The organism is Alicyclobacillus sp. ALC3 (assembly GCF_028751195.1).
In the GTDB taxonomy this organism is placed as follows: Bacteria; Bacillota; Bacilli; order Alicyclobacillales; family Alicyclobacillaceae; genus Alicyclobacillus_L.
Genome location: NZ_CP066784.1, coordinates 468,775 through 492,834 on the forward strand (window position 1 = coordinate 468,775; position 24,060 = coordinate 492,834).

21 protein-coding genes are annotated in these 24,060 nt (G+C 55.0%); 5 read left to right on the forward strand and 16 right to left on the reverse strand.

Going from position 1 to position 24,060, the window contains the following annotated elements; translation table 11 throughout:
* Positions 1-166: 166 nt before the first annotated feature.
* The gene (locus JC200_RS02240; RefSeq protein WP_274434559.1) at positions 167-1,447 is read left to right on the forward strand and encodes a hypothetical protein; all 1,281 of its coding nucleotides are present in this window, start codon (positions 167-169) and stop codon (positions 1,445-1,447) included.
* A gap of 163 nt (positions 1,448-1,610) precedes the next feature.
* On the forward strand, positions 1,611-3,626 hold the full coding sequence (locus tag JC200_RS02245) for a PAS domain-containing protein (protein WP_274434560.1): 2,016 nt from the start codon (positions 1,611-1,613) through the stop codon (positions 3,624-3,626).
* Here the strand turns inward: JC200_RS02245 and JC200_RS02250 are convergent.
* Complete coding sequence (locus JC200_RS02250) at positions 3,623-5,212, reverse strand: cobyric acid synthase (RefSeq protein ID WP_274434561.1); 1,590 nt, start codon at positions 5,210-5,212, stop codon at positions 3,623-3,625. The genes JC200_RS02245 and JC200_RS02250 overlap by 4 nt on opposite strands.
* A gap of 109 nt (positions 5,213-5,321) precedes the next feature.
* Between JC200_RS02250 and lhgO the strand changes: the two genes are divergently transcribed.
* Positions 5,322-6,530, forward strand: coding sequence for an L-2-hydroxyglutarate oxidase (lhgO, locus tag JC200_RS02255; protein WP_274434562.1), 1,209 nt, complete (start codon positions 5,322-5,324; stop codon positions 6,528-6,530).
* A 16-nt stretch (positions 6,531-6,546) separates the two neighbouring features.
* Here the strand turns inward: lhgO and JC200_RS02260 are convergent, their stop codons facing one another.
* The 14 genes from JC200_RS02260 to JC200_RS02325 form a co-directional block, all read right to left on the reverse strand.
* Entirely contained in the window at positions 6,547-7,524 is a 978-nt protein-coding gene (locus tag JC200_RS02260) for an amidohydrolase family protein (RefSeq protein ID WP_274434563.1), read from the reverse strand.
* 17 nt (positions 7,525-7,541) lie between these two features.
* Entirely contained in the window at positions 7,542-8,276 is a 735-nt protein-coding gene (locus JC200_RS02265; protein WP_274434564.1) for an ABC transporter ATP-binding protein, read from the reverse strand.
* Between the two features lie 4 nt (positions 8,277-8,280).
* Positions 8,281-9,015 carry an ABC transporter ATP-binding protein gene (locus JC200_RS02270; RefSeq protein ID WP_274434565.1) on the reverse strand — a complete coding sequence of 245 codons (735 nt, stop codon included), beginning with the start codon at positions 9,013-9,015 and terminating at the stop codon, positions 8,281-8,283.
* Positions 9,012-10,028, reverse strand: coding sequence for a branched-chain amino acid ABC transporter permease (locus tag JC200_RS02275; protein WP_274434566.1), 1,017 nt, complete (start codon positions 10,026-10,028; stop codon positions 9,012-9,014). Before JC200_RS02275 ends, JC200_RS02270 begins: the two co-directional genes overlap by 4 nt.
* Positions 10,028-10,909, reverse strand: coding sequence for a branched-chain amino acid ABC transporter permease (locus JC200_RS02280; RefSeq protein ID WP_274434567.1), 882 nt, complete (start codon positions 10,907-10,909; stop codon positions 10,028-10,030). Before JC200_RS02280 ends, JC200_RS02275 begins: the two co-directional genes overlap by 1 nt.
* A gap of 72 nt (positions 10,910-10,981) precedes the next feature.
* Positions 10,982-12,262 carry an amino acid ABC transporter substrate-binding protein gene (locus tag JC200_RS02285; RefSeq protein WP_274434568.1) on the reverse strand — a complete coding sequence of 427 codons (1,281 nt, stop codon included), beginning with the start codon at positions 12,260-12,262 and terminating at the stop codon, positions 10,982-10,984.
* Positions 12,263-12,279: 17 nt separating this feature from the next.
* Complete coding sequence (locus JC200_RS02290; protein WP_274434569.1) at positions 12,280-13,359, reverse strand: alpha/beta hydrolase family protein; 1,080 nt, start codon at positions 13,357-13,359, stop codon at positions 12,280-12,282.
* A gap of 160 nt (positions 13,360-13,519) precedes the next feature.
* Positions 13,520-14,407, reverse strand: a complete 888-nt coding sequence (locus tag JC200_RS02295; protein WP_274434570.1) for an NAD(P)-dependent oxidoreductase — start codon at positions 14,405-14,407, stop codon at positions 13,520-13,522.
* A gap of 71 nt (positions 14,408-14,478) precedes the next feature.
* Complete coding sequence (locus JC200_RS02300; RefSeq protein WP_274434571.1) at positions 14,479-15,780, reverse strand: M24 family metallopeptidase; 1,302 nt, start codon at positions 15,778-15,780, stop codon at positions 14,479-14,481.
* Positions 15,781-15,856: 76 nt separating this feature from the next.
* Positions 15,857-17,287, reverse strand: a complete 1,431-nt coding sequence (locus JC200_RS02305) for an aldehyde dehydrogenase family protein (protein WP_274434572.1) — start codon at positions 17,285-17,287, stop codon at positions 15,857-15,859.
* A gap of 177 nt (positions 17,288-17,464) precedes the next feature.
* Entirely contained in the window at positions 17,465-18,679 is a 1,215-nt protein-coding gene (locus JC200_RS02310) for an MFS transporter (protein ID WP_274436448.1), read from the reverse strand.
* Positions 18,679-19,992, reverse strand: a complete 1,314-nt coding sequence (locus tag JC200_RS02315; protein ID WP_274434573.1) for a dihydrolipoamide acetyltransferase family protein — start codon at positions 19,990-19,992, stop codon at positions 18,679-18,681. Before JC200_RS02315 ends, JC200_RS02310 begins: the two co-directional genes overlap by 1 nt.
* Positions 19,982-20,989 (reverse strand): alpha-ketoacid dehydrogenase subunit beta, encoded by a 1,008-nt coding sequence (locus tag JC200_RS02320; RefSeq protein WP_274434574.1) that lies wholly within the window; start codon positions 20,987-20,989, stop codon positions 19,982-19,984. Before JC200_RS02320 ends, JC200_RS02315 begins: the two co-directional genes overlap by 11 nt.
* Positions 20,990-21,009: 20 nt before the next feature.
* Positions 21,010-21,939, reverse strand: coding sequence for a thiamine pyrophosphate-dependent dehydrogenase E1 component subunit alpha (locus JC200_RS02325; RefSeq protein WP_443111894.1), 930 nt, complete (start codon positions 21,937-21,939; stop codon positions 21,010-21,012).
* Between the two features lie 304 nt (positions 21,940-22,243).
* Here JC200_RS02325 and JC200_RS02330 point away from each other — a divergent pair, with 304 nt between their 5' ends.
* Complete coding sequence (locus tag JC200_RS02330) at positions 22,244-22,915, forward strand: FadR/GntR family transcriptional regulator (protein WP_274434576.1); 672 nt, start codon at positions 22,244-22,246, stop codon at positions 22,913-22,915.
* Positions 22,916-23,020: 105 nt separating this feature from the next.
* Positions 23,021-23,446 (forward strand): hypothetical protein, encoded by a 426-nt coding sequence (locus JC200_RS02335; protein WP_274434577.1) that lies wholly within the window; start codon positions 23,021-23,023, stop codon positions 23,444-23,446.
* A gap of 75 nt (positions 23,447-23,521) precedes the next feature.
* Here the strand turns inward: JC200_RS02335 and JC200_RS02340 are convergent, their stop codons facing one another.
* The gene (locus tag JC200_RS02340; protein WP_274434578.1) at positions 23,522-23,656 is read right to left on the reverse strand and encodes a hypothetical protein; all 135 of its coding nucleotides are present in this window, start codon (positions 23,654-23,656) and stop codon (positions 23,522-23,524) included.
* Positions 23,657-24,060 lie beyond the last annotated feature (404 nt).

Consider the following 24,060-nt stretch of genomic DNA (forward strand, 5'->3'; position numbering starts at 1 on the left):
GTGGCAAGACGCGCTTATCGAAAATATTGGATATCGATGCTTCGAACATGACACAAACGTCCTCGAATAGAGTACCCGTTGTGCGAACGATCACAGGGTGTCAGACGTGGTTGTGGCATTCTGGATACATCAAGGCCCGTATGGGCTACTTGGGTGAGTGATAACAGTGACGACCTCCACGGGTACGAAAAAGCGATTATCCCCGTCTGTGTACTACTTGTTGATTGGCACGGCGGTGGGCTGGCCTAGTCTTCTCGGTGTGTCTCGCCTGTTGCCCCTGTGGCAGCAGGGCAGGAGCGGAACACCTGATTCCCTGGCAGCTATCCATCTCCTCGTTCTCGGGTCAATGCTCACGGTGGCATGGGGTGTGCTCTATCAGATAGTACCGATTGCATTTCAGGCCCCGCCCGTCCCGCGACACTTGTTGTACTGGCATCTGCCGCTGCACCTGCTGTCTGTAGTCGGTATGGTCATCGGTTTTTTAACGAGCCAATTTCTGGTTGTCGGCAGCTTCGGCAGCCTGCTCTTTTGTAGCGCAACCGGGTTCTTCGTGTTTGCCTTCAAAAGCTACCGCCGCGCCCGAAACAAGACCGCAGTGCACAGAGCGCTGATATTTCCGCTCGCTGCTCTCGGACTAGTCATGCTCATCGGCATCGATCAAGCTCTGCTTCCTGCAAGCGTCAGCAGTTCTCTGTTGCTAACTCATGTTCTTCTCGGCGGGATGGCATTTTGGGGCACTTTGGTGTTGGTCCTGTCCTACAAACTGGTGCCCATGTTTTCGCTCAGCCACGGGTACACAGTCAGTATTTGGCGGACGGTGTCCCTGTACGCTGCTGGCGTTTTGCTGTGGATTCTCTCTTCGTGGATCCCGTCTTACAGCGTTCACCGTGTTGGCACCGCGGTCGCTTTCATGCTCGTCGCTGCAGGCAGTTTGCTGTACGTAGTCGACATGATGACGATTGTTCGCGCGAGGAAGCGCAAACGTATCGTCTTACCGATGTTCGACGCCTTTCTTGCGATGCTTTTGCTCGTATTTGGTCAACTTGGCACCGTTGTGTCGAGTTTCTTTCACCTGACAACCGGCCTCTTCGCCAGCGTGTTCTTGTTCGTGTTTGGAGGTCTCCTCGCACTGATGTTGTCCTACATGCAGAAGATGGTCCCGTTTCTCTGGTTTGAGTACCGCTTCAGCAAGCGTCCCGAGCGCAAAACAGCGCCTCTGATTGACGACATGGTGGCAAAGACCCCAGCTCAGTCCGGCATGTTGATCTACTATCTTGGCGTATTCACTGGCGTTGTCGCGCTGTTCACTGCAAACGGGTCAGGACTCGTGACACTCTCTTGGTGCAGTGGCGTCGCAATGACCACAGGCAGTGCGCTCGTTTTCTTCGCTCTTCGCCACGTGCTGACAATCGGCGGTATCAGGCCCTCGGATGGGCCCACTGAATGACATCGTTGCTGGTTCCCAAAGAACGCCGTATGAACAAAGCTCGACAGTTTGCGACCTTGGTCGAAAGAAGTCGTTTATTCCTATATAGGATATTGATTTTATATTCAGGCAATGATACCAATAGATTAAAAGATTGCCCTTTGCTGCAGGAAGGGGAGAATAGGTGGCACACCGTACGCACACTTCCAAGCACTTCTGGCGGTCTCCTTCATTTCCGAGAATTGCGCTTATCTACATAGTTGGCGGAGTCTTGTGGCTGGTCATATCGACGGCCGTCTGGGGCATTGCCCGCCACCCACGCTACGTTGGGATACTGAAGACGCTGTATTTTGTCGGCAGTATTTTTCTCCTCTACGCATTCATGCGGCGGGAACGCACATATTACGAGAGTAGAGAAGAGTACTCACTCCTCGTAGAGAATATGCTCGAGCCAGTACTTATCCACCAAGACGGTATTGTGGTCAGTGCCAACACGTCTGCTCTCCAGTTCTTTGAGGCCGAAACCTCCAACGAGTTGCTTGGCATCCCCATCATGAATGTGGTCGACAACAATTACCAACAAATCGTGACCGACCGCATCGAGACCCTGTACAGGGGTAAGTCGACGAAGCTACAAGAGGAACAGTTAGTCACCCTACGCGGCAACACTAGAGATATAGAGATTGCTGGTGTCAGCATCACTTTTCACAGGAAACCCGCCGTACTGGTCATCTTTCGCGACATCACAGCGCGAAAACAGGCTGCGGCTGCGATTGAGGACCGTGAACGCAGACTGCGGACGTTGATTGACGCACTGCCGGACCACATCTGTTTCATCGATAACGAAGGGCGCTGGATTGAAGCGAATAACTCCCTGCTTCACGCAGTCGGACTACAAAACCAGTCGTTTCGCAGCAAAACAGCCGAGCAACTCGCTGGCCTTTGTGCGCCAATCTACCGCAAAGAGTTTCTTGATAATTCCTTGTACACCGAAGCCACTTACAAACACGGGAATCACTTCACCTACGAGTACATGCTTCCAGATGGCACGCCAGCAGCCAGTGACATCTCGCGCGTACCTGTCCAAGCCGCTGATGGGACGAATATGGGACTAGTCGTGATTTCCAGGGATGTCACCGACCAGCGACTCGCAGTCCGACGACTCGCGGAAAGCGAGCAGCGCTACCGCTCCCTGTTTGAGAATGACAGCGATATGGTCGTGTCGCTTGATCGAACCGGCGTCATCGTGTCTGCCAATCCTGCTGCACAGGCCATTCTCGGCTACACAGTCAATGAGTTGATCGGGTTAAAGCCGCGTGATCTCCTTTTGCCGGAATACCAACCTGAAGCATACGCGCGCTATGTAGGGGTCTTGGAGGGAAACCCGCAGACTGCACTGATTCAGTTGCGGCGAAAAGACGGGCGAATCATCGATGTTGAAGAGAAACAGATCCCGATTCGCGAGAACAACAAGGTGTCTGGGTTCTTCTGTATTGCCCGGGACATTACAGCCCAGAAGCAAACGGAGGAGTTAATCATCCGTTCCGAGCGTCTCTCCGCGGTCGGACAAATGGCCGCCGGCGTTGCTCATGAGATCCGCAACCCGCTCGCCGTCCTCAAAGGCTTTGTCCAACTCATGCAGACATCGCCAGAAAAGACAGACTTCTACCTGGAGATTATGAAAAGTGAGTTTGACCGCATTGAGTCAATCGTCAATGAAATGTTAGTCTTTGCGAAGCCGACCAAACGCGACCTTGAACTCTGTGACGGTGCACAACTCGTGAAGGAGGTGGTCACCCTGATGACCCCCGAGGCAAACCTCCGAAATATCACGATGTCTCAATCGATTGCAAGCGGCCGCTACAACTTGCACTGTGAAAAAAACCAGATCAAGCAGGTGCTAGTCAACATCGTCAAAAACGCGATCGAGGCGATGACAACGGGCGGCGACATCGCCATCTGCATCGCTGCCACAACAGAGAACAAAGTTTCCATCGTTGTGCGCGACAATGGGCCGGGTATACCCGAACAGCGCATGGCGCACATCGGCGAACCGTTCTACACAACCAAGGAGACCGGGACAGGCCTCGGATTGACGGTCAGCCGAAAGATTATTGAGGCCCACAAAGGCTTACTGCACATTCACAGTCAGGTCGGCTTAGGTACTGAAGTAGAAGTGGTGCTCCCGAAGACGATTTAATCCCCCCCGAAGACAACGTTGTACAATTGGTCCATGCGTAGGTGAGTGCGGACCGTGGTGGCGAGTCGGTCGAAAGTCTCCGCTTGGCGCGCGCGAGAATCCTGCGCTGTCTGAAGCGGTAACCCCTTTTCACGGCGCAACACGTTTAACCAGGCAACGCGGAACGCGTCGTTATGCAGGACACCGTGCAAGTAAGTTCCAATCACTTTGCCATCCGCCGAAACACAACCTTCTTCAACAGGAGACGCTACATTTCCGCTGTCGTAGACCGGGCGAGTGAACGCAAGTGGCGTCTGCTGGCTGTGAAACTGCGTCGTCCCCATGTGAATTTCATAGCCTTCGACCGGTATGCCCTCGAATGCACCGGCAAAGTTGCCCTGAACAAGCTTCGTATACTTGTCCGCTTGAATGGTTGTCGTCGCGTCAAAAACGCCAAGCCCAGCACCAGAGTCGAGTTCGGATTCGAGGTGCAGTGGGTCAACCACGCGAGTGCCGAGCATTTGAAAACCGCCGCAGATGCCAAGCAGACACGAGCCTCGCTCAACAGCCCGCAAAACCGCTTCACTCCAACCGTTCTTGTGCAGCCAATCGAGGTCGAGCAGTGTACTCTTCGTGCCGGGCAGAACCACCACGTCAGCATCAGCGAGGTCGTCCGGTTGATCACAGAAGTAGGCGTGCACGTCAGGTTCGAGGAACAGCGGGTCGATGTCCGTAAAGTTGGCGATGTGTGGTAACCGCACGACCGCTGCCGCGATGCTACCCTCTATCCGTGGCTTGCCGTGATAGCGCTCGGACGAGAGACTGACGGAGTCTTCCTCATCAATCCCTAGGTTCTGTAGATAAGGAAGGACGCCGAGTACAGGCGTGCCAGTGTAGGATTCGAGCCATGTCCGTCCTGCTTCGAACAGCGAAGGGTCACCTCGGAATTTGTTGACAACGATTCCCTTGACCAACGCTCGCTCCTTGGGCGCAAGCAGTTGCAGTGTTCCCACCACCGATGCGAATACCCCGCCCCGGTCGATATCTGCAACCAGAATGACGCAGGCATCTGCCATGCAAGCGGTTTTCATGTTGGCGATATCCCGAGCCTTGAGATTCATTTCAACAGGGCTGCCTGCTCCCTCAATGACAACGACTTCATAGCGCTCTGCGAGATACCGATAACTCTCTGTGACCGCTTGCCAGAGCTCATTTTTTTCGTCATAAAAATAGTCTTTGGCGGAGCGCGTGCCCACTGGCCGCCCCTGCAACACAACCTGACTCTTCATGTCCCCCGTTGGCTTCAACAAAACCGGATTCATGTGTTCACTCGGCAGGATACCACACGCCTCTGCCTGAACCGCTTGAGCCCGACCAATTTCTCGCCCCGACGGCGTGACGGCCGAATTCAAAGACATGTTTTGCGCCTTGAAGGGGGCAACTCTATACCCGTCTTGGGTCAAAATCCGACACAGCGCCGTTGCGACGATGCTCTTCCCAACATTGGACGCAGTCCCCACTACCATGATGCTGCGAGTCATCTGTTCTTCCCCTCCTCGCCCGGCCAACCCGGCTCTTAGCCAACCACACAAGCTCAAGTCGATCATACACGCAACTCCATTTGTTTTATAATGAACTCGTATACTGACAGTTGCTATCTTTCGAATTGTTTGTCAGAGTCCAGATATACGCGCAATGCCATGGAGGTCGCGCTCGATGTATGATTTCATAGTCGTCGGCGGAGGCATCGTTGGGCTCAGCACTGCGAATGCTCTGTCTGACCAATACCCGCACGCCAAAGTGTTGGTGATTGAAAAGGAAAGTTCCTGGGCTGAACACCAAACTGGACACAACAGCGGTGTCATTCACTCAGGTATTTACTATCAGCCAGGGAGTTTGAAGGCTGTTTTGGCCCGCCAAGGCAACCTTGCCATGGTGGAGTTCTGCGAAGCAAATAACATCGAGCACGAGGTCTGCGGAAAGGTGATCGTTGCAACTGATGAGGCAGAAGTGCAGCGCATGGAGGATTTGTACGAGCGCGGACTTCAAAACGGACTACCAGTGCGCAGAATCGACGCGGATGAACTGAAAGAGTTTGAGCCTCACGTCGCAGGCCTCGCGGCACTCCATGTGCCAGTCACCGGGATCGTAAACTACCGACAAGTGTGTGCCGTGCTCGCTGAGCGCGTTCAGGCTAGGGGCGAAACAAAACTCCAGACAACCGTGCAGAACATCGTGGATACGGCCAGTGGCGTGGTGGTTGAAACCACGCGCGGAACGTTCCATGGCAAGTTCCTGGTCAACTGTGGAGGACTACAGAGTGATCGACTGGCAACCATTGCGAAGGTCAAAACCGACGTCAAGATCGTCCCATTTCGCGGTGAGTATTACGAACTGAAGCCAGAAAAGCGGTACCTTGTGAAAAACCTCATCTACCCCGTTCCGAACCCTGCGTTCCCGTTCCTTGGCGTCCATTTTACACGAATGATTGGCGGTCACGTCGAAGCCGGTCCAAACGCAGTCCTCAGCTTCAAGCGCGAGGGCTACACAAAGAGCGACTTTGACCTGAAGGACTTCAGCGAAGTAATGCTCTACTCGGGGTTCTGGAGAATGGCTTCCCGGTACTGGAAAGACGGGCTTGCGGAGATGGTACGGTCGTACAGCAAAGCCGCGTTTGTGAAGAGTTTGCAGCGTTTGGTTCCGGAAATTAAAGCCGACGACCTCGAGCCCGCTCCCGCAGGGGTACGCGCGCAAGCCCTTAAACCGGACGGCAGCATGGTCGACGACTTCTTTATCATTCGCGGGACACGGACGCTGCACGTCTGCAATGCGCCGTCTCCAGCTGCCACGGCGTCACTCAAAATTGGCGAGTACATTGTAGGCCAAATCGAAGGCCTGGTGGAAGGACTCCGCATCGTCGGCTGACGAACCGTAAGGTGAATCAGCCTGTGATGCGTCTAAAAATGCGCAGTGCATTGTCACCGAGACGTTGGCCTGCCTCCGGACCGAGGCCGGCTTCTGCTAGGCCAAGTAAATCTCTAGGTTCCATATCAAACGGGTAGTCGCTTCCGATGACCATCCGGTCTCTCCCCACCCGCTCTGCCAATCCCGCCAAGATGCCTGCGTCAAATACGATGTGGTCGTAAGCAAAACGATGGAGATAGGACGACGGCAGCATCCTTACACTCTTTGCCTCAGGCCGAACTTGGTGACCGTGATCGAGCCGTCCCACAGCATAGGGCAGATACCCACCTCCGTGCACGAGTACAATGGTCAGGTTTGGGAAACGATCCATGACCCCGGCCATAATCAGTCGACTCGCCGCGACGGTGGTGTCCATCGGGTTTCCGAGCAGATTGCTGAGGTAGTAGTCTTGCAAAGGCGGCATGATAGCCCGAGTCAGGGGGTGGAGCATCACAGGTACTGCGAGTTTCTCTGCCGCGCGCCAGAACGGGTCAAACGCCGGGTCGTCGAGCCAGAGACCGCCTACCCGGGTCCCAATCAAAGCGCCTACTGCACCATCTTCCTCGACGGAGATTGTCAATTCCTTTGCAGCGAGCTCTCCGTAGGGCAGCGGCACGCTCGCCAAGAACCGAAAGCGGTCCGGATTCGACCTCACTGCGGTGGCCAGTCCTTGATTGACGGCCCTGTGAAATGCCCTTGCCGTAGCTTCCGGGAGGTCTGCGCCCAGCATGTCGAGCCAGGTAGACAGTACTTGCATATCCACGCCCGCTTCGTCCATGTGACGAAGACGAGTCTCCAAGTCTGTCATACCACGCGGCGTTGGCCTTGTTTCGACACTAGGGAAGACAAATCCACCCCGCTCCCGGTCATAAGAGAGGTCCGGCGCAAATTCCCCCGCCACAATCGCTTTGACCACTGCTGGGTCGAGATAGTGAGCGTGAACGTCGATAATCACCGATTCCCCTCCTCCGCTTAGCGGTCGTTCGCCACCATCGCGCCGCCAAGGAACAGTTCTCCAATTTGGGGGTTCGCCAGCACCCACTCCGCAGTACCAGTCAAACGGACCCGTCCGTCTTCCATCACTACACCGTGGGTGGCCGCGCGCAAACCTGACCGAGCATTCTGCTCAACCAACAGTATCGTCCGCCCCGATTCATGAAGCTGCTTGATAGTATCGAACAACTGTTTCAACGTCTTCGGGTCAAGACCCATGGACGGCTCGTCGAGCAACACCAGCTTCGGGTCGAGCATCAAGCAGCGCGCAAACTCGATCAACCGCTGCTGTCCCCCTGATAGGCTCGCCGCCCGCTCCGGGGCCCAGTTCTTGGCAGCCGGGAACAGTTCATACACCTGCGCGAGGCGCTTTTCTACCTGCGACTGGGAACGCAAGATAAACCCGCCCAATTTGATGTTTTCCTGGACAGTCATTTCAGGAAAGAGACTGTGGTCTTGCAACACCTGCACAATGCCAGTATCGAGAATGTTGCGGCAGGACTGACCCTGCACTTCTCTCCCGTTGAAGCGAACGGTCCCGCGTTTTGGCGCGAGGAGGCCGCTGATGGTCTTCAAAACCGTGGACTTGCCCGCGCCGTTGGGGCCGACAATACAAGTCAGTGAGCCTTCCTCAACGACCAAGTCGAGCCCTTTGAGCACATCGGAGCCACCGTATCCAGCGACGACGCCTTGCATTTCAAGCAATGCTGCCATGTCATCAATCCCCCAAATACGCGTCTAGGACTGCTTCATTCTTGCGCACTTTGTCTGGTGTGCCACTGTCGAGCGTCTGTCCACGGTGCATGACCGTGACGTGGTCGCACAGTTCCATCACAAACCCCATGTTGTGCTCGACAATCAGGAACGTGACGCCGTTTCTGTTCAGCTCCTCGATACGGTTCCTGATATGGCCAATCATCGTCGGATTGACGCCTCCAGCCGGTTCGTCAAGTAAAATCACTTCCGGTTCGAGCATCATGACAGTCGCGATCTCCAAAAGTTTCCTCTGACCGTATGACAAATTGCCTGCGTGAAGGTGAGCCAGCTTCGCAATTCCAACCAGATTCAAAAGTTCCATGGCCCGCTGACGGTCTGCGTGCGAAGCCCACCCCCCGAACAATGTCTTGCCAAAGCCATCGCGGCTTGGGACAAACATGTTCTCCAGTACGGTCAGTCGGCTGAAGATACGGGTCAATTGAAAGGTCCGGCCAATTCCAAGCGACATGATGCGTCCGGGTCGGTACAAGCCAATTTGCTGGCCACGGAACACCACCTGTCCTGCGTCAGCTTGTGCATAGCCGGTGATCACGTTGAAAAGGGTCGTCTTGCCGGAACCGTTGGGTCCAATCAGACCATGAATTTCCCCTTCCTCCACCGCGATGGACGCGCCGTTCAGGGCCTGTATGCCGCCAAACGCTTTTTTAATCCCCTCAGCCTGTAAAATCGTGCTCATACGGATGCCTCCTCCTCCGCTTTGTTGCGCGGATTGGCGTTCTGAGCGTCGTCCGTGTGGTTCTTACGTGTCGCCATCCACTGGGGCAACTTGCGGCGAAGAGACGGCCAAATTCCGTCTGGGAGCAACAGGATGATGACAAGGAACAGGGCACCATACATGATTAAGTAGAGGCTCGCGCCACCTGCTATGGCGAAAATTTGGCGGGCCGGCTCAATGATGAACGCCCCCAAGATGGGACCACTGAGTGTACCAATCCCGCCGGTGAAGGTCATGAGTGCCATCGCTAGGTCATTCAGCGGGTTAAACAGGGTAGCCGGATACAAGTAGGTGACAAAGTAGCCATAGAGACCTCCTGCCATGGCAATGAAAAAGGCGGCAATCACAAAGGCCGCCAATTTCGATGGACCCGTCTTCACGCCGAGTCCTTCGGCGCGGTCCTCATCGTCACGTATTGCCAAGAGCCCTAAGCCAAAGCGTGAGTGCCGTACCCACCAGGAAACGCACAGCGTCAGGACTAACAGTGCTAACCCGACGTAGTAAAAGGGATAGTTAAAGAAGCCACTCGACCAGGTCGGGATGGGCATCGGAAGACCAGAAGAGCCATTGGTTAGGCCCGTTAAGTTGTACGACAACAACTGGAAGATGAAGAAGTAGGCGATGGTAATGACGACAAATGTATGACGGCGCGTCCGCAGTGCCAAATAGCCGAAAGGCACGGAAATAATCGCTGCCACCAAACCGCCAACCAGCAACAAGGCGAACGGAGCCCAGCCTGGGCTGACATTCCAAGCCTTTGCCAGAATCGCCACAGCGTACGCCCCAATGCCAAAAAACGAAGCGTGACCCAACGAGATGTATCCGGAATACCCGCCAAGAATGTTCCAAGCTGAGGCCATGGTCGCATAAATGAGTGTGAACACGCCGATCGTCGTAACGACCGGATTCGTGAACACGAGCGGGAACACAATCGACAGGACAAGCAACGCAAGCGGGCTCCACTTTCTAATCACTATTGCTTCCTCCCTTCAGGCCGCCCGAACATTCCTTGGGGTCGGACAAGCATGACAATGACGAGGATGGCGAAGAACACCAGCGTTGACCACACTGGGGACCAAGCGACTGCAATGAAGTCTTCAACCGTCAACATGATGAGTGAAGCAATCATGGCTCCACTGAGACTCCCCATGCCGCCAAGAATAATGACGACCAAGAGTCTTGAAATCAAGTCGTATGAGCTCCCAGGGTCAAACGCGTTGACCGCCCCAAACGCCATACCTCCGGCGGCTGCCAACGCCGTGCCAAGGCCGAACGTTACGGCCTGCACCCACTCCACGTTGATGCCAATCAACTGCGCTGCCGTGCGGTTCTGCATACTCGCCCGAATCGCCTGGCCAAAGCGCGTTTTATACAGGACAAAGTAAAGCGCCGACAAGAAAATTACGGCTAAGCCGAAAGTAAAGATGTAGATGTAGGCTACATGAATGCCCGCGATGTCCACTGAGGCTGTCGTGTACCACGCCTGTAGTTGTACGAAATTGGTCGAAAAGACTGCACCGAGCACCCCTTCAATCAAGAGTGCCAAACCGAACGTGACCATGATCGACAGCATGGTTCGATCCTTCTTGAGTGGCCGAATCAGCACCCACTGGATGGCCACCCCGAAGATGAACATCAGGGGCATGGTGATGAGGAGGCCGAGCATCAAATCCACATGCAGGAGTTGCTCCAAGGCGTAACTGAGGTAGGCACCCATGACCACCAACGCGCCCTGACCCACATTGATTATGTCCATGACTCCAAAGATGAGGGTGAGTCCGGATGCCATTAACGCGTATACACCACCCGTGAGAATCCCCATGATGATAGCCTCAATCACTAGATGTAGATTCATGACATTTCCCCCTTTCACCTCGCAAAACTGCCACTCGGGCAAGGGCAGTCACGCCCTTGCCCGATGGCGTTGTCAGGAAAACCACTTCGGCTTCGGGTAAAGCGGACTGGCTGTGGCAATCGAAGACGGATACACGGGGACAGCCGTGCCATTTTGCCATTGCACCAAGAACGACTGTCCATTCGGTTCGCCCACTGAGTTGAACTTCAACGGCCCTTGAATCGTGTCAAAGGTCATCGAGTGGAGGGCCTGAATGAGCGTCTTGTTGTTGATGCTGTGGGTGTGTTCCACCGCCTGCTGAACAACCTGCCCAACAGACCAAGCCTCGGCGGCATCGGAGTTAATACCTCCTGCAGTGCCACCGTACGTCTTGAGGTAGTCTTGGATGAAGGTCTGGTTCCCATCTGTTTTTGCGCCGTACCACCAGCCCGCTGGCACCATAATACCTTGGGTGTTTTTGAGACCGACGGCCTTGGAGAACTGACTGCCCTGGTCAGGTCCTGCGGTCTCCACCAAAGCCTTTGGACTGTAGTGTTGTTGTTCAAACTGCTGCACAAAGGCAATCGCATCAGGCAACTGCGTGCCCAAGAGAACAACCTGTGCCTTCGAGTTGATTACGCCATCTGCAATCGGGGAGTAGTCTGTCGTCTCTGCCGGATAGACCCGAAAGTACACAGTCTTGACTCCGCCTTTCTGCAAGATTTGCTGAGCAACTTGCAACTGCGGTTGTGTGAACGGGTCATTCTCTGTCGCATAGGCTGCAGTCTTAGGCCGCTCTGATGGCGGTAAACTCAGAATCCAGTGTGCAAAGCTCACCAAATTGTCGACAACCGGGGCTGGCTGCACAAACACCAGATTGGGCAATTTGGCCTGAAATACCGCCGGACCGCCGCCAGCTGGTTCTGGGAAGGCGTAGCCATACCGATTCGCAATGGTGGCGGCCGGCGTAGTCAAGAGAGAGGAGAACGGACCAAACACCAAGTTGACATGGTCCACGTTGATCAAAGTCTGGTAGTTCGTAACAACCTGTGTGGTGCTCGAAGCGTCATTGAGGAAAATGAGCTTGACCTGACGACCCAGTAGACCACCGTGTCGGTTGACGTAGTTCGCCCACAGCTTGTAACCGGCTTCAATCGACTGACCATCACCCGAGAAGTCGCCCGACAGCGAGACGGAAATGCCAATTTTTATTGGAGCTTTCGATGCGCTTCCCGTCGCATTTCCAGTACCACCGCCACCACCTGCGCTGTTGCCGCAAGCGGTTACAAGCATACCCGTCGCTACTGCGGCTACAGCCATTGACATGCGGCTCTTCTTACCGAGTTTTCTCCACTGAACACTCAACCTGCTCACACTTAACCCCTTCTTTCTTAAATAGAGTCAGAAGTCAGTTGCTGCATCATCCAATCCGCCTGCCTCGTGCGCACTAGGTACGGCATGTTGTTTACGAGGTGATTCCCCCCTTTAACAACCCAAAGTTCCGCCTTCTCTCCGGCTTCGTCGGCAATGTGTTGGGGCGAATCTTCTACCGGAAACAAGCGGTCGTGTTCGCCATGGATGACCAGCATCGGGTGTGAGAGTTGTGAGAGTAAACCTTCCAAGGTGAACTGTAGTAGGTAGTCACGGGCCTCCTCGGCAGACCCTTTCCCGGACCTCGCAATAAAGGCCTGGCGGGTCAACAAAGGAACCGTGTCAAAGTCATCAGCAAGGCAATAGGCGCCACCGGACTCGATGGTCGCCTTGATACGCGGTTCACAAGCAGCCGCACGAGCCGCGTAGTAACCCCCCACGCTCACCCCCATGACCCCGATGCGCTCGCGGTCGAGATCCCCCCGAGACTCGGTGTAATCGACGACGGCGGAGACAATTGCTTCGTAGTTCGGCCACATCGGGACACCGGCATCTTCGAGTTCCCCCTGTCCCGGGCCATCAATTGCCAAAACCGCCATGCCGCGTGACAGAAAGTCATCTCCGTAGCGGTGTAGCTCCTCCTTAACCGAATCGAGTCCTGGAATGAGGACCACGATCGGTGGGCACGACTGATGTTCTGGTTTTCTGAGGATCCCGGGAATGATCAGACCTGAAGGCCCGGGAATGGACACATGCTCAACCACCCCCGGCCACAGTTTTGCAGAGAGGCGATACGACTCCTGGGCCCGCCGCGAGGCTTGCAACCGTTCATCTGGGTAATCGACAAACATGTATTTGCCGAAGTGGTAAGCCATCGACGCCTGAAAATAGTGCTGCGCCGCAGATAGCGTCCGTCCCTCGCGCACCGCGTCTTCGCCAAGGCCATAGTGCTTATCCCCGAGCTCGGAAAAGACTCTACACCAATCCTTCCACTCCTCGATTCGGGAAGTGGCAGCCAAGTAGTCGTTATAGTCAATCCCGTTTGCGATGAACCGCGGTGCCCAGTTGCGAACTGCGCTTGCTACTCGTTCGTCAGCCATTTCCCCACCACTTTCTGCAGGTTTTCGACGAAGAAAAAGTTCCTAGAGACCTTTTGTGACGCAATACCACCCCTATTAATCTGAAGCAAAGAAGTAATCAGTCTATTTGATTGCTGAGGAGAGCACGCCAATCGGGCCGCCTCCAAGTGAGAACTCCGTGTTACTCCAATCCGGCTTCTTCCGCTGCAATCCGCGACACTGCAGACCAGTCTTGTTTTGCGCGACCGCGTGCAACAGAGGCGAGGAACCGGTCATGTAACAAGCTTGCGAGAGGCATCGGGTTGTTCGTCTCGTTCGCCTCTTTCAGGACTAGGTTGCAGTCCTTGAGACCGAGGGTTACAGAGAACCCTGCAGGTTCAAACGTCTTGTTCGCGATCATCTCGCCGTACCCATGGTAGACCGTGCAGTTGAACAGCGTATTCGCGTACACTTCCGCCGCCAGCGCCCGGTCGATGCCGTTCTTCTCCGCCAGGTTAAACGCCTCCGCCATCGCCTCCATTGCGGCCATGATCAGGAAATTTCCACCCAGTTTCACGATGTTGGCGTTTCCTGGTTCTTCACTGACATCGAAGATGCGCTGACCGATCGCCTCTTGCAGCGGACGAACACGCTCCTTGGCCTCCTTCGAGCCAGCAGAGAGAATGAACAGCTTGTGTGCAGCCGCAGCCTCTGGACGGCCAAAGACAGGTGCTGCGACATAGTGACTTCCCCGCTCCGCGTGGTAGGTCGCGAGCTTGCGCGCAGTCTCTGGAGAAACAGTGCTCATCGACAGATGCACGCCCCCCTGCCCGAGTTTCTCCCCAAACCCGTTTTCGCCAAGGACCATCTCTTCCAGCACTTTGTCGTTGGCAACCATCGTGATGGCAACCCCGCCCGGAGTTACAGCGTCTGCCGGACTCGAAGCCAACTCCGCCCCCGCGCTCACTAGGTCTTTCGCCTTGTCAGCCGTACGGTTGTAGACCTTAATTTGATATCCTCCCTTGACCAAGTGCATGGCCATTGGCTGTCCCATGTTTCCTAGTCCAATAAATCCAATGTTCTCGCTCATTCGCAATCCTCCTAAAATTGTCGTGTCCAAGATGACAGCGTGCGGTGTCGCCAAACAAGGTTTGAAAAAAGTTACAGCGGCTCGCTGCGGTTGAGATGCGATTGAATTTCTCGCACGCCGTTGAGCGCTCCCCCCGTCGTGTAGTAGCGAGGTCCAGCAATCACCAATTCTTCCGCTGGGAAGCGTGTGATGACCTCGCAACCGTCCTTGGTCACCACCAGTTCTTCCTCAATGCGCGCAGCAGACCATCCGTCAGACGCAGGCCAGAAAGTCTCCAAAGCAAATACCATGCCCTCTTGGATGACCTCGGGGTGGTCGAGCGAAACCAAGCGGCTGAAGACTGGCTTCTCCCAAATGGAAAGGCCGATGCCGTGGCCGTACTGCAGCGCAAAAGCGTCCTCTTCATTCGCAAAGCCAAACTCCTGCGCCTTCGGCCAGACTTTGACAACATCTGCCGTAGTCGCGCCGGGCTTAATGACGCTGATTGCCGCGTCGAGGTAGTAACGGCAACGTTTATAGGCATCGACTAGCGCTGGCGATGCACTGCCGACAGCGAAGGTGCGGTAGTAGCACGTCCGGTAGCCCATATAGCTGTGAAGGATATCAAAGTAGGCAGGGTCGCCTTGGCGAAGCATGCGGTCTGTGTACACGTGAGGGTGCGGAGAACAGCGTTCGCCTGAAATTGCATTGACACCCTCAACGTGTTCGGAGCCGAGGTCGTAAAGCACCTTGTTGACCAGCGCTACGCACTCGTTCTCCCGAATCCCAGGTTTCATGGCGCGGTACAACTCATCGTACGCCGCATCCACCATCGAACACGCAGTGTTCAACAGCGTGATCTCGTCCTGTGACTTAATCATTCTCACTTCAGCCATCAACTGTTGCCCGTCAACCACCTGAATGCCCTCTTTTTGTAGTGCAAAGAGCACAGGCAGTTCTACCACGTCCACCCCAAGAGGTTCTCCGAGTAGTCCACGCTCCTCTAGTTCGATCCGGATCCAGCGGGCCACCTTCTCCGCCTGTCCAGCCTCTGGCAGCATCGATCCGCGAAGCGTGGAGATGCCTGCGCGAGAGCGTTCGCCGAGCCACGGACTGTAGATTTGGTGGTGGCGTGCTGCTGACCCAAAGTCCCAGAGAATCGGTTCGTCGTCCTGTGCCAACAGAGTGAACCGCGTCAGCTTATCCATCGCCCACGTGCCAATGTGTGTCGCGGTTATGTAACGCACATTGTTCATGTCGAAGCATAGGAGTGCCCCCATCGGGGACTGCTTCAGAAGTTTCTTGACGCGTCTTAAACGGTCCTCGCGAAGCCGGTCAAAGTTGACGCGTTCTTCCCAGTCCACGCCCATCACACCGAATGTTTTGAGTGCCATTGAACAAGCCTCCCAAAGAGAATCTATTTATGTTCGAAATATAGATACTATTAAGATACGAGTTGTTCAACCAAATTCAGAGTGAAAAGCTCACTGTTCGCATCTCCGTCATTTCTTCGATCGCCCAGCGCGGGCCCTCACGTCCCACCCCGCTTCGTTTCACACCGCCATACGGCATGAGGTCCGCACGGTAGCTCGACGTGTCGTTAATATGTACCGACCCGGACTGGATGTTGCGAATTGCGTACCATGCCCGGTTAACGTCTCGCGTAAATACACCCGTTTGAAGTCCGTACTCGCTGTCGTTTGCCATGTCGACCGCCTCTTCAAACGTCTTGTACGGCACGACGCTGGCCACCGGTCCGAAAACCTCCTGGCGGACGACTTTCATGTCCGGCCGGGTGTTCATCAACAACGTGGGTTCAAGGATGCTGCGAGTCCGAGTTCCACCAGTCACAACCTTCGCACCTTGTTCTTCCGCTTCAGCTACCCAACTCTGCACACGCACAGCCTCAGACTCATCGATGAGCGGTCCAACCACCGTATCGGGGTCTTCTGGGTTGCCGACTCGAAGTCTTTGAATCTCTTCCATCATCGCGTCGACCAGTGTCTGTTGAATGTCTTCCTGAGCGTAGACGCGCTGGACAGACACGCAGAATTGACCAGCGGAACTGTACGCCTTGTCAACTAACGCTCGGGCAGCCGCCGGAATGTCTGCGTCGGAGTGTACGATGTTCGCCGAGTTGTTCCCAAGTTCCAACGTCACTTTTTTCAGACCCGCTTGACTGCGGATGCGTTCACCGACGTCCGGACTCCCCGTAAAAGTCACCATGTTGACTTTCGGATGGCGCACGAGCAATTCCCCGACAGTGCGTCCCGAGCCGATGACCAGGTTCAAATAACCATCCGGAAGACCCGCTTCCGCCATCAGTTCACAAAGCGCGATCGCGGTGAGCGGTGTATATGTGGCGGGCTTTAACACAACCGCGCAACCAGCCGCGATGGCCGGGGCAACTTTATGCATGACGAGGTTGAGCGGGAAGTTGAACGGAGCAATCGCTGCCACTACGCCAACTGGCACCCGAATGAAGAGTCCAACTTTATTCTTCGAGCCAGGTGCAGCGTCGAGCGGCAGAGTCTCGCCGTGGACGCGTTTTCCTTCCTCCGACGAGACGATCACGGTTTGGATAGCCCGACTGACCTCTGCTTTTGCGTCGCGGAGCGGCTTCCCACCTTCTTTGGCGATCAGTAAGGCGATTTCATCGTGATGCTCTTTCAACAGTGCGGCCGTTTTTTGTAGAATTTCGTATCTCTCGTACGACGACAGCGAAATTCGCTTCATCGCGCCGATAGCAGCCTCGACGGCACGGTCAACATCAGCTTCACTGGCCTGTGCGACGGCAGCGATGACCTCACCGGTATACTTGTTCTTCACCTCAATTTCGCCGTCTGACCGACACCACTTGCCGTCGATGAATAGACCAGATTGCAACGTATCAATCTTCATTTCCAAACCTCCTTGGTGAGGTGAATCTATTGCAAGGTATAGCAACCAAAACATCTGTTTTATCTTTCGGAATTATTATTATCGTCTAAAAATAAACATGTCAAGAAGTCGGACCACTAGTAGTAAGAAGTCAGGTGGTCTTACCAGTAATGAGGTGTTCCTATTGTGAACACCTCATTACAGTGCCATCGGCGTCTCCTCTGCGAGACTTTTTGGCGGGCGCACGAGCGACACACAACCGAGCATAAACGCGAACATTCCGATGGTGACAACGCCGAGCAGCCAGTTCATGCCGAGTCCAGCGTAGATGTACCCTGTAAACATGGGACCAAGACCACTGCCAAGAAACAGGGAAAACGCAAACAGGGACATGGCCGTCGCGCGTGCGTTTGGCAACAGGTCAGTCGCGTGCGTTTGCAGTGTCGAGTGACAGTAACTAAAACCGAAGCCGAGAATCACAAAACCGGCCGTCAGAGCAATCACGGCAGGCCACGCCCAGATGATCCCGAACGCACATGTCATGATTGCAGCCCCGATGATTGGCATTCGCCCCGTGCCCACGCGCGTGAGTGCACGCGATATCGTTCGGCTGCCGACAAACGCCCCCAGGCTGTATGTGGCCGTGAGCAATCCGATGACAAAATACGATAGGTGGAGCTCTTTGACACCGTACACGCCGAGAAACGTGAAGCCGCCGAAGAAGATTAAACCTTCACAGAGCACCAGGGCATAAATGAGCCAAGCAAAGCGACGGCGCAGCAGGACTTTGTAGCGCGCAAGCACCGGGGGTGGCACTGCAGTCTGCTGTTGTTTCTCGACTGTGCGTTGGCGCAGAAACGTCAACAGAGCAGGAAACGCTGCCAGGCCAAGAATCATAAACAAGTATCGGTAACTGAGGAACTGAGCCACAATCCCGCCAATGACAATCCCCAGTGCTTGCCCGGAAGTCGACAGGGACATGAAGAACGCGATCGCCTTCGGTCGTTCACTAACGGGGAACCGGTCGCCAATTTCCGCCAAACTTGTCGGGATAACTCCCGCAGCAAACATTCCGGTCACAAACCGGAGCACCATCAAGGACGCAAAGGTGTGTACGACAGCGCATCCGATTGTCCCAACACCAAACAGGCACAAAGCAACTAGGATGGTGCGAACTTTCCCAATTCGGTCGGCCAACGGCCCATAGCCAAGTTGAAACACCCCATACGGGATCGAATAGGCGGTAACCAGGAGTGCAGCGGCAGACGGCGTGGTGTGCAGTGCAATCGCAATGGCAGCGAGCATCGGAGCAATTGCCCGGTTGTCCGCATTGACTAGAAAGCCGCCGAAACCAAGCGTCCATAACAAGCCCCGGTTGTTGGCGGCCGGAGGTGACGCAGCAGCCTGGCTCATCACAGAATCAACTGCTCCGGCTGCTCGAGCAGATAGCACAAGTCGGTGAGAAACTGTGCGGCTGGTGCACCGTCAACCACGCGGTGGTCGAATGACAGGCTGAGTGTCAGCATCGGTCCCACCTCTACACTGCCAGCGACAACGACCGGTTTTTCGACCAGGCGCCCGACGCCTAGAATTGCGGTTTCTCCCATGTTAATAATCGGCGTGAACGCCTCAACGCGGTACATGCCGAGGTTACTCACGGTAAACGTGCCACCTGAGAGTTGATCGAGTTTGAGCCGGTTTTCCCGGGCCGCCTGCGCCAGTTGTTTGCACTCCTGAACAATTTGCAGCAAGCCTTTTTGGTCGGCGTTGCGCACGACCGGCACGACGAGTCCATTTGGGACGGCTACAGCCATCCCGACGTGAACATTTTCGTACACTTCGATGTACTCTCCCTGATACGAGGCGTTCAGCATCGGGTTTCTGCGCAGTGCCCTCGCCACCGCTAAGATGATGACCTCGGTGTAAGACAGGCGGTGTCCAGTCTGCGCCTCAATGACAGGAAGCAGCCGGTTCCTGAGCGAGACCACTTCCTTGGCGTTTACTTCGCTCGTGAGGGTCACATGCGGTGCCGAGAAGGCACTCGATGCCATTCGCTGTCCGACGACCTTGCGAACCCCAGTTACAGGAATACGAGTTGCCTCCCGCGGCATCGGCAACGCTGATTCCGTCGTTCCCTGAGCTTGCTCTACTGTGGCGGAGAATCTCGGTACCCCGGCTGGCGTTGGCGTGCTGGCCGCTGGCGCACGAGCAGGCTCATCACCCTGTCGCACAGCGACAAACTGCTCCACATCTACCTTCTGAATCCGGTTGTGCGGCCCACTGCCTTGCACTGCAAGCAGGTCCACCCCGTACAACTTTGCCAGCCTGCGGGCAGATGGCGTGGCGCGAGGGCGGCCCACGATGGCGCTCACACTCACAGTTTGTTCAGCCCCGCTGCCTGTCTGTAAAGCCGCAGCGGTGGACACAGTTGCAGTTTCAGAATTGACTGTTGCTGTGCTTCGCGCTGGGTCACCTCCCACTGCCTCGCCTGCTTGACCTATGTACGCAATCACCGTGTTGACGGGGACTTCTGCTTCTGCCTCATACACCTGTTTGAGCAAGACGCCCGAAGCCTCCGCCTCGACGTCGATGTTGATTTTGTCCGTCTGCACTTCAAGGATGGGTTCCCCTTTTTGCACGGGCTCCCCTTCGCCTTTGTACCACTGCAGAATTGTAGCGCCCTCCATCGTCGCGCCGAGCTTTGGCATGATAACCTCAGTTGCCAACGAGGTCACCTTCTTTGTTGCGCTGCATGACTGTGTTTGCTGCCGCGATGATGTCTGCAACCTGTGGCACTGCTGCCCGTTCCAACACTGGGCTGTACGGTATCGGAACCGGACGGCCTGCGACGCGCAAAATCGGGGCATCCAAATAGTCGAACGCCTCGCTCTCCTGAATTACGCTCACAATCTCTGCCCCAAAGCCACTGCGTTTTACCGCTTCATGGACCACAATCGCGCGCCCAGTTTTGATGACGGACTGCACAATTGTATCGGTGTCAAGCGGCACCAGGGTGCGCGGGTCGATGACTTCCGCGGAGATCCCCTCCTGACTCAGCTTTTCAGCCGCCTCGAGGGCACGGTGAACCATGATTGATGTGGCAATGATGGTGAGGTCCGTCCCACTGCGTTTGATATCCGCTGTTCCGAGCGGAATGGTATACGGCTCTTCCGGAACTTCACCTTTGACGCCGTACAGCACCTTGTGCTCGTAGAAGACAACAGGGTTGTCGTCTTCGATTGCCGCCATCAGCAACCCCTTGGCGTCATAAGGAGTCGACGGCTGGACCACTTTCAAACCGGGAATGTGCGTCATCCAGGCTTCCAGGCTCTGTGAGTGCTGCGCCGCCAGTCCGACACCGGAACCAGCAGGTGTGCGCAGAACCATCGGAACCTTCCCCTTGCCGCCAAACATGTACCGCAGTTTTGCCGCCTGGTTGACCAACTGGTCTGTGGCAATCGTGACAAAATCCGAGAATTGGATTTCCAGAATCGGCCGCATCCCAGTCATTGCAGCACCAACCGCACATCCGGTGATCGCCGACTCAGAGATCGGTGTAATGCGCACGCGCTCAGGCCCAAACTCGTCGAGCATCCCATTGGTGACACCAAATGCGCCTCCGTAGACACCGATGTCCTCGCCGAGTATGAACGTTCGCTTGTCCTGCCGCATTTTTTGCGACATCGCTTCGCGAATTGCCTCTTGGAACGTAATTGTCCGCACTGAGTCACTCACCTCCGTGGTTACGCATAAACGTCGGATTCGAGAAGATCGAGCGTCGGCAGAGGACTCTCCTCTGCAAATTTGACAGCGGCTGCCACCTGTTCGTCCACGCGGCTGACAACAGCTTCATACTCGTCATCTGTTATCAGTTGAAGCGCGTGCAGACGTTCTTTGAACAGCCGAATCGGATCTCGGTTCGCAATCCACTCTTGTTCTTCTTCCCGCGTGCGGTATTTCCGTGCGTCCGTCTTGGAGTGACCCTTCCAACGATACGTCTTCGCCTCAATCAACGTCGGGCCAAGTCCGCTTCTGGCGCGATCAACTGCGGCCCGCGTCACATCCATAATCTGCACGACATTTGACCCGTCGATCACAATGCCCTCGATGCCGTACGCTGCACCGCGGTCAGCGATGTTGTCGATGTTGACCATCTCTTTGACCGGTCCCGACATAGCGTACTGGTTGTTCTCACAGAAAAATACGATAGGAAGTTTCCAGATTGAAGCTAGGTTTAGCGACTCGTGGAAACTCCCTTCGTTGCTCGCTCCATCTCCAAAAAAGCACAAGACAACGAAATCTTCGGACATCATCTTTGACGTCAAAGCCGCTCCGCAAGCAAGTGGGTGCCCACCTGCGACAATTCCGTTCGCCCCAAGGTTGCCTGCATCCACGTCTGCGATGTGCATCGAGCCGCCTTTGCCCAGGCAGTAACCGGTCACCTTGCCAAGCAACTCTGCCATCATCTTGTTGACGTCACTATCCTTCGCAATGGCGTGCCCGTGACCGCGGTGTGTGCTCGTGATTTTGTCCTCTGGTTGCAGGACTGCGCATGCGCCGGCAGCGGTGGCTTCCTGACCTATGCATAAATGCATGGTTCCCGGGATGAGACCGCGTGCGAAAAGTCTTTCGACTTCTTCCTCAAATCTCCGGATCAGAATCATCTTGTACATCACATTGTGCAGTTGCTCCTTGCTCCACTGAACATCTTGCTGAGTGTGCACGTCTGTTTTCCCCATCAACCTCACCTCTCTCCGGATCGGTAGGATGTCATGTTACCTATCGCAATCTTCCGCAGATGCCTCCGTGCTCGCCGACTGAGCTAGCAATCGCCTTACACTCACCCCCAATAATTCAGAAGGAAGAAAAACATATTAGAGCTTTCAGAAATATTATCATCGTTGTAAAATAGACGTGTCAAGAAGTCCGACCACTAGCCGTTCGAAGTCAGGTGGTCAGGCCACAGGAGGAAGAACTATGTTTCGTAAAGTCACGCTCAGTACCGCTACCGAGGACATCATTCAACAGATTGTTACAGCTATCGACGACGGGTCTCTCGCACAAGACTCTCGCATGCCTTCAGAACGCCAACTAGCTGAACAGTTCCAAGTCAGCCGAGCGACCATTCGTGAATCTCTGCGGCATTTAATTGCTCTTGGCTATGTGGAGACGCGCAGGGGGCTTGGAACATACGTGCATCCGGCGCGCACTTCACTCCCAGAAAGTGAAATGAATCCAGAGATGTTAATGGAGGCGCGCTTGGCGATCGAACCCTACATTGTCCAACTTTGCGCTTTACGGGCGACCAGTTCTGAAATCGAACAACTAGGTGCGATTTTAGACCGCGCAGAGGCAGACAAGACGAACTTTGAGTCATACGACAATGAGTTTCACTACGCCATCGCTCTGGCAGGCAGAAACAGCATCCTGATCAAAACTGCGGAAGGTATCTATCGGGCGAGATCCGGCAACCTGTGGGGCACTTTGAAGGCTCGTTCGCTCACGGAAGACCGAATCGAGATTTATCAGCAACAGCATAGAAATATCCTCAAGGCCATTTTTGAGCGCCACCCGGAGTTGGCTGAAAGCGAACTTCGCCAGCACCTCGAAACAACCTATGACACGCTGTTTCGCACGCGGCTGTTGTAGATTATGGATGAACAGGATTAAGCTATCTTTCAGCTTCACTTCAGATTAGGTTCAAAATTCACGTGCATACTTCACAGCAACATCAGTCCTAGGAGGTATGCAATCGTGAAAATAAAGTCGATCGTATTTGGTGCAACCGGCATCGTCACAGCAGGTCTGGTGCTTGGGCTCACACAGGGATTTAACACACCTCACGTAACGCAAGTTACCGGATCGCCCACGCCGGCCGCCTCTGCGATTACGGGAATCCAGACACAGCCCAGCCCGTTTTTACCATCTAAGTCCGTGACGCAAACGGAGACGAATCCAAACAGCGGCACAAGATACCACTTGCCGCTCTCGGAGCGGATCCAGTACGCAGACATCGCTGCAAAGAACGCTGTCGGAGGTGGATATGTCACCGGCCTGAGCGCGGGCACGGTACAGGGGCAAGAGGTCTGGAACGTCGCCGTCTCGCATCAGGGGCAAAAGATGCAAGTGCTGCTGCTCCAGTCGAATGACTCGGTGCTGTCCACGACACAGGTCGGATAGATGCACCTACGTTTGCTCTGCATCGACTGGGACTTCACCCCGGACGCAACTCAGCGTCTGGGGCGGTTCCAACCCTTACTGTCCAACTGAACCCTTACTGTCCAACTGAACCCGACTGTCCAACTGAACCCGTTGCGTCTCTGCCACATCTGTACTCACACTGGTACTTTCAGTCCCGCGTTGCGCAATCCTGACGGATACAACCGCCATGACTCCTGCCTCCCTGAAAAACTGCTGAATGCCTCACTGGCTACCTCCACCTTAACGTTCTGTGAGGAAGTTGACCAAGGCACCAGGTCCTCGGTACCAGACAATACAAAAGGGACACCGGTCGGGCGGCATCCGCTTCGCTCCTCCCCTCTGCTCTGCCGGTCATTCACCCCTCCCACTCCTCCTTCAAAGGACTAGGGATTTGGGTTAGAAATTTCATGTGTGGGTGCCATTCCGTTCGGTTAGATTTTTAGGTGAGTTGACAAACGGGACCAGGCTACATTACAGGGAGATGTCATTTTGACACTTAGGTGGGGTGAGCCACTGCTCTAGATGTCATTTTGACACCTACAGACAGCAGGGCATCGGTGTAGGTGTCATTTTGACACCTACAGACAGCAGGG

Bases quoted from the DNA above. Each gene is read 5' to 3' on its own strand.
- JC200_RS02250 (WP_274434561.1), bottom strand. From the start codon at position 5,212: ATGATCGACTTGAGCTTGTGTGGTTGGCTAAGAGCCGGGTTGGCCGGG.
- lhgO (WP_274434562.1), top strand. From the start codon at position 5,322: ATGTATGATTTCATAGTCGTCGGCGGAGGCATCGTTGGGCTCAGCACT.
- JC200_RS02265 (WP_274434564.1), bottom strand. From the start codon at position 8,276: ATGGCAGCATTGCTTGAAATGCAAGGCGTCGTCGCTGGATACGGTGGC.
- JC200_RS02270 (WP_274434565.1), bottom strand. From the start codon at position 9,015: ATGAGCACGATTTTACAGGCTGAGGGGATTAAAAAAGCGTTTGGCGGC.
- JC200_RS02280 (WP_274434567.1), bottom strand. From the start codon at position 10,909: ATGAATCTACATCTAGTGATTGAGGCTATCATCATGGGGATTCTCACG.
- JC200_RS02290 (WP_274434569.1), bottom strand. From the start codon at position 13,359: ATGGCTGACGAACGAGTAGCAAGCGCAGTTCGCAACTGGGCACCGCGG.
- JC200_RS02295 (WP_274434570.1), bottom strand. From the start codon at position 14,407: ATGAGCGAGAACATTGGATTTATTGGACTAGGAAACATGGGACAGCCA.
- JC200_RS02300 (WP_274434571.1), bottom strand. From the start codon at position 15,780: ATGGCACTCAAAACATTCGGTGTGATGGGCGTGGACTGGGAAGAACGC.
- JC200_RS02305 (WP_274434572.1), bottom strand. From the start codon at position 17,287: ATGAAGATTGATACGTTGCAATCTGGTCTATTCATCGACGGCAAGTGG.
- JC200_RS02310 (WP_274436448.1), bottom strand. From the start codon at position 18,679: ATGAGCCAGGCTGCTGCGTCACCTCCGGCCGCCAACAACCGGGGCTTG.
- JC200_RS02325 (WP_443111894.1), bottom strand. From the start codon at position 21,939: ATGTACAAGATGATTCTGATCCGGAGATTTGAGGAAGAAGTCGAAAGA.
- JC200_RS02330 (WP_274434576.1), top strand. From the start codon at position 22,244: ATGTTTCGTAAAGTCACGCTCAGTACCGCTACCGAGGACATCATTCAA.
- JC200_RS02340 (WP_274434578.1), bottom strand. From the start codon at position 23,656: ATGGCGGTTGTATCCGTCAGGATTGCGCAACGCGGGACTGAAAGTACC.